General features: G+C 41.6%; 6 protein-coding genes. All 6 read right to left on the bottom strand.

The window, feature by feature from the left end; all coding sequences use genetic code 11:
* Nucleotides 1-194, bottom strand: a 194-nt coding sequence (locus AB1488_03420; GenBank protein ID MEW6409146.1) for a MerR family transcriptional regulator, incomplete at its 3' end; no start/stop codon positions are given.
* Between the two features lie 2 nt (nucleotides 195-196).
* Nucleotides 197-475, bottom strand: a complete 279-nt coding sequence (locus AB1488_03415; protein MEW6409145.1) for an integration host factor subunit alpha — start codon at nucleotides 473-475, stop codon at nucleotides 197-199.
* Nucleotides 476-534: 59 nt separating this feature from the next.
* The gene (fusA, locus tag AB1488_03410) at nucleotides 535-2,631 is read right to left on the bottom strand and encodes an elongation factor G (protein ID MEW6409144.1); all 2,097 of its coding nucleotides are present in this window, start codon (nucleotides 2,629-2,631) and stop codon (nucleotides 535-537) included.
* Between the two features lie 100 nt (nucleotides 2,632-2,731).
* On the bottom strand, nucleotides 2,732-3,163 hold the full coding sequence (locus AB1488_03405) for a SoxR reducing system RseC family protein (GenBank protein MEW6409143.1): 432 nt from the start codon (nucleotides 3,161-3,163) through the stop codon (nucleotides 2,732-2,734).
* A gap of 114 nt (nucleotides 3,164-3,277) precedes the next feature.
* Nucleotides 3,278-4,849 carry a citramalate synthase gene (cimA, locus tag AB1488_03400; GenBank protein MEW6409142.1) on the bottom strand — a complete coding sequence of 524 codons (1,572 nt, stop codon included), beginning with the start codon at nucleotides 4,847-4,849 and terminating at the stop codon, nucleotides 3,278-3,280.
* 4 nt (nucleotides 4,850-4,853) lie between these two features.
* Nucleotides 4,854-5,368, bottom strand: a 515-nt coding sequence (locus tag AB1488_03395) for an ACT domain-containing protein (protein ID MEW6409141.1), incomplete at its 5' end; no start/stop codon positions are given.

Raw genomic sequence — 5,368 nt, 5'->3', positions numbered from 1 at the left:
GTATATCGTTCTTCATAAAGCAGTTTCTTTATCTCAAGAATCAGTTCGATATCCTTCTTTAAATAGACTCTCTGTCCCGAATTATTTTTTCTCGGTTTGAGAAAACTGAATTCAGACTCCCAGTACCTGAGTATATAAGGTGCTATACCTGTCAGTTTACTTACCTCTCCTATCCTGTAGAAGAGTTTATCCATAACTACTTATTTGCCACGAGTTCCTTGAATATAGCGCTTGGTCTAAATGTGACAATCTTTCTCGGTGTTATCTCAATCTCAACACCTGTCTTTGGGTTTCTACCCTTTCTCGAACCTTTTTTCCTTACAACAAAATTACCGAATCCTGAGACCTTTACCATCTCACCTTCTCTCAGTGCTTCCTTTATCGTGTTCAGTATTGTCTCTACGATATCTATCGCCTCTTTCCTTGATAAACCTACTTTTTCATGTATCCCTCTAACAATATCTGCCTTCGTCATACGAGTCTCCCTCCTCACTGAATCCCCAAAAAAGTCTTTTTACTTTTTGGGGTACCCCTTTATTCTTCTTTCTCCTTTCTATATTTTTCTTTTTCTGCAATTATCTTTGTTGACAGGTGGCCTGGCACCTCTTCATAATGGGAAAACTCCATAGAATACAACCCCCTTCCACTTGTAAGTGAGTTGAGTGTCGGTGCATAACTCAACATTTCAGCCATTGGAACCTGGACGATTACCTTCTGAGTATTTGCCTGTGGTTGAACCCCAAGAACCTTTCCTCTCTTCGAGTTTAAATCACCTATTACAGCGCCGAGTGAGTCTTCGGGGGTTAAGACTTCAACATTCATTATCGGCTCAAGGATTACAGGCTTTGCCTCAAGAGCAGCCTTGCGCAGAGCCATTGAACCAGCTATCTTGAATGCCATCTCTGAAGAATCAACAGTGTGATAAGAGCCGTCGTAGAGCGTTACCCTCATATCTATAAGTGGATACCCCGCAACCACTCCTTCATGCATAGCCTCAACAACACCTTTTTCTACAGCAGGAATGTATTGTCTTGGGATAACCCCCCCGACAATCTTATCCACGAATTCAAAACCACTACCCCTCGGCAGTGGTTCTATCTCTATCCATGCATCTCCGTACTGTCCTCTCCCACCAGACTGCCTTTTATATTTCCCCTGTGCTTTAGTAGAGATTTTAATTGTTTCTTTGTAAGGTATTTTCGGGGTTTTCATGATTACCTCAACGCCAAATTTCCTCTTTAGCCTTTCAAGGGTAACCTCAAGGTGAACCTGTCCCATTCCTGAGAGTATCATCTCCTTCGTTTCATCGTCCCTGTGAAATCTAATGGTAGGGTCTTCCTCGAGCATTCTATGAATGCTACTACTTACCTTTTCTTCATCACTTTTACTCTTGGGTGCAATCGCAAACGACATTACTGGGTCTGCAAACTTTACCGCCTCAAATCTTATTGCGTTACCTTCATCGCAGATCGTATCTCCTGTAATTGTGTCTTTCAGTTTTGCAACCACAGCAATATCGCCTGCCTTTACGACCTGTGCAGGTATCTGTTTCTTACCCATAAGATAGAATACCTGTCCGATTTTTTCCTTTTTATCCTGAGTTGAGTTATAAATTGTTGAGTCTGCCTTGAGTGTGCCTGAATATACCCTGAACAGCGTAAGCTTGCCTGTATAAGGATCTGCAATCGTTTTAAATACAAGTGCAGAAAATGGCTCGGATGGTTCAGATTTTCTTGTGACTGCCTTTCCACTCTTGGGGTCTAAACCTTTAATAGGTGTAATCCTCGCCTTCTCTATGGGAGATGGAAGACACCTGCTTATGAAACCAAGGAGTTGTTGGATACCTATATTCTTCGCAGCAGAACCACAGGTAACCGGAACAAATCTGCCCGTCAGTGTTCCCTCCTTAAGACCCTTAAGTATCTCCTCTTCTGTGAGTTCACCACCTTCGAGGTATTTCTCAAGTAGTGTGTCATCTCCTTCTGCTATCTTCTCTACAAGACGCTTTCTGTATTCCTCTACATCTCCTTTCAACTCTTCAGGTATTGCCTCTTCTCTGAACTTACCACTTAAGTCTTTTTCAAAAATAAATGCCTTCATTGTTATAAGATCAACTATGCCTCTGAAGGTATCCTCCGCACCTATCGGAAACCCTACTGGAAGACTATCTATGCCGAATACCTTCTCCATATCTCCTATCGCCCTTAAGAAGTTTGCCCTTTCTCTATCCATTTTATTTACAAAGGCAATCCTGGGAATCTCGTAATCCGTTGCATATCTCCATACCTTCTCTGTCTCTGCCTTAACCCCTGAGAGTGCACTTATTATCACTACTGCACCATCAGCAACCCGCAGACATCCTTTGGTATCCTCAATGAAATTGATATATCCAGGCGTGTCTATGATATTCAATCTGTGTCCATTCCACTCGCAGAACGCAACTGAAGAGCTGATGGAAATATTTTTACTTATCTCCTCTGGTTCATAATCCATAACAGTATTTCCCTCTGTGGTCTTTCCGAGTCTATCTATAGCCTTTGCGTTAAAAAGGATAGCCTCACATAGTGATGTCTTTCCTCCACCACCATGTGAGATTATGGCTATATTTCTCAATCTATCAGTATCTACCATAATAACCCCCGATTGTTAATTTTCAATTATTAATTATCAATTATTAATTGCTAATTGCTCATTGCTAATTGTTAATTGCTCATTGTTAATTGTTAATTGTTCAACGAAGTATCTCCATAATCACAGGTATGTATTTTTTCTTCTTTTCGATTTTGCTACCCCATAACCTTATTATAACAAGACTGACGACCAGAAACCCAAAACCTATAATTGCTGCCCACATATCCGATTCTGCAGCCCGTCCTGTCTCTTCAGCCCAGTTTTTACCGAAAATAGCACCTGCGATAAGAAGAATCACAGGAATAGCATAGACGATGAATGAAGCCTTAAGGTATATCTGTGCCTCTATCCCGACATTCACCTTATCACCAACAACAGCACCAACAGGATTTGATACCTCCATTATCATCCCGCCTCCTGCTGGATGACACACCTTTGCTGTAGGACAGGCATCGCATGCAGATGTCTTTTGTATCTCTACCTTCGCCATGTTACCTGATGTTGACAGGACTATGCCAATCTCTTCAACCATTTATTCATCCAGTTATATTATATTTGAACTCAAATACAGCGATGGGCAGGGCTGGCTTGAGCGACATCAGAGATTTTTCGGTAACAGTTCTTATTATGTCTGAATTTGAGTTAATTAAGTCTCCTCCTTCAACAATTTATACTCTATACTGTCAACCAACGCCTGCCACGATGCTTCTATTATATTCTCTGATACCCCTACAGTTCCCCACCGTTTTCCATCGTCTCCTGACTCAATAAGCACCCTTACCTTTGCAGCAGTCCCCTGATTAGCAGCCAGCACCCTTACCTTGTAATCTATGAGTTTTACTTCTTTGAGCCCTGGATAAAATTTTTCAAGTGCCTTTCTCAGTGCGTTATCGAGGGCATTCACAGGGCCGTTACCTGTTGCTGCTGTATGCTCTACTTTATCCCCCACTTTTACCATTATAGTAGCTTCGCTGATAGGTTCCTCTCCTCCTTTTCTCTTTTCAACAATCACCCTGAAGCCCATGAGTTCGAAGAAGCTCTTGTGTATTCCGAGCGTTTTCTTCATCAGAAGTTCAAAGGAACCTTCTGCACCTTCAAACTGAAAACCTTGATTCTCAAGATTTTTAAGTGTAGTGAGTATATCCTGAAGATGCATAGAATCCCGCTCTATCTTTATGTTAAACTCCTTTGCCTTCTGAAGTACATTGCTTTTCCCAGAGAGGTCTGAGATAAGTGTCCTCCTGTAATTTCCGACCAGTTCTGGATGAATATGCTCATAGGTCTGAGGATTTCTCTGAACCGCTGAGATATGCACACCAGCTTTATGAGCAAAGGCACTGTCACCAACATATGGCTGTCGCTTAAAGTGTCTGAGGTTTGCTATCTCATCAACAAATCTCGATACCTCCCTGAGCTTTTTGAGATGTTCATCACTGATGCAGTCGAGCTTGAGTTTCAATTTTATGTTTGGTATCACCGAAGATAGATTGGCATTGCCACATCTTTCTCCGAAACCGTTAATCGTTCCCTGGACATGATTTGCTCCCATCTCCACAGCAATAATCGTATTTGCAACCGCCATCTCACTATCATTATGTGCATGTATTCCGAGTGGTATCTTGATAACGTCAGTGACCTCTTTAAATATCCTTTTAATTTCTGATGGAAGTGTTCCACCATTTGTATCACAGAGGGCGATACAGTCTGCCCCTGCACGCTCAGCAGAGATAAGGGTCTTTATTGCATATTCAGGATTTGACTTATATCCATCAAAGAAGTGCTCTGCATCATAGATGACCTCGTCTACTTTTGATTTTAAATATTCTACTGAATCGCTTATGAGAACAAGGTTTTCTCTCATGTTTACCCTGAGTGCATCCTTTACATGCATGTCCCAGCTCTTTCCGAATATGGTAACTGCAGGTGTCTTTGCCTCAATCAGTGCCTTTATATTCGTGTCATCCTTTACCTTAACTTTTGACCTTTTCGTACTTCCGAAGGCCACAAGAATAGAGTTTTTTAGATGGAGTTCTTTTTTTGCCATTCTGAAAAACTCTATATCCCTTGGATTTGACCCTGGCCAACCACCCTCTATATAGTGGACACCAAGCTCATCAAGTTTCTGTGAAATTCTTAACTTATCCTCGACAGAAAAGGATATGTCTTCAGTCTGTGCACCGTCTCTCAGTGTTGTGTCATATATCTTTATTAAACGCATCCCCTTACCTCTGAACTCCTAACTCAAATGCATCGTGCAATGCCCTGACAGCAAGTTCTGTATATTTAGACTCAATTACGCAGGAGATCTTTATCTCCGATGTGCTTATCATCATGATATTTATCCCCTCTTTCGCAAGGGTAGCAAACATCTTTGAGGCAACACCTGAGTGAGAACGCATTCCAACACCAACTATAGAGACCTTCGCTATCCCATCATTTACCTTTACATACCTTGCCCCGAGTTCCCTTGCTACCTCTTTTGTAATCTCCTCTGCCTTTTTCATATCTGTTCTCGGAACAGTGAATGATATATCAGCAAGGTCACCTTCACTTATATTCTGTAGAATCATATCCACAACTATATTTGTATCTGCAATCGCTCCAAATATTTTTGCTGCAACACCGGGCTTATCAGGGACACCGGTGATGGTTATCTTTGCAGTGTTTTTATCGTATGTAACACCTGATACAATAACTTTCTCCATATCCTCATCCTCCCTGGTTACCAGTGTTCCGG

It is taken from the genome of Nitrospirota bacterium (assembly GCA_040756155.1).
Classification (GTDB): Bacteria; Nitrospirota; Thermodesulfovibrionia; order JACRGW01; family JBFLZU01; genus JBFLZU01.
This window is presented reverse-complemented; position numbering and strand designations above follow the sequence as displayed.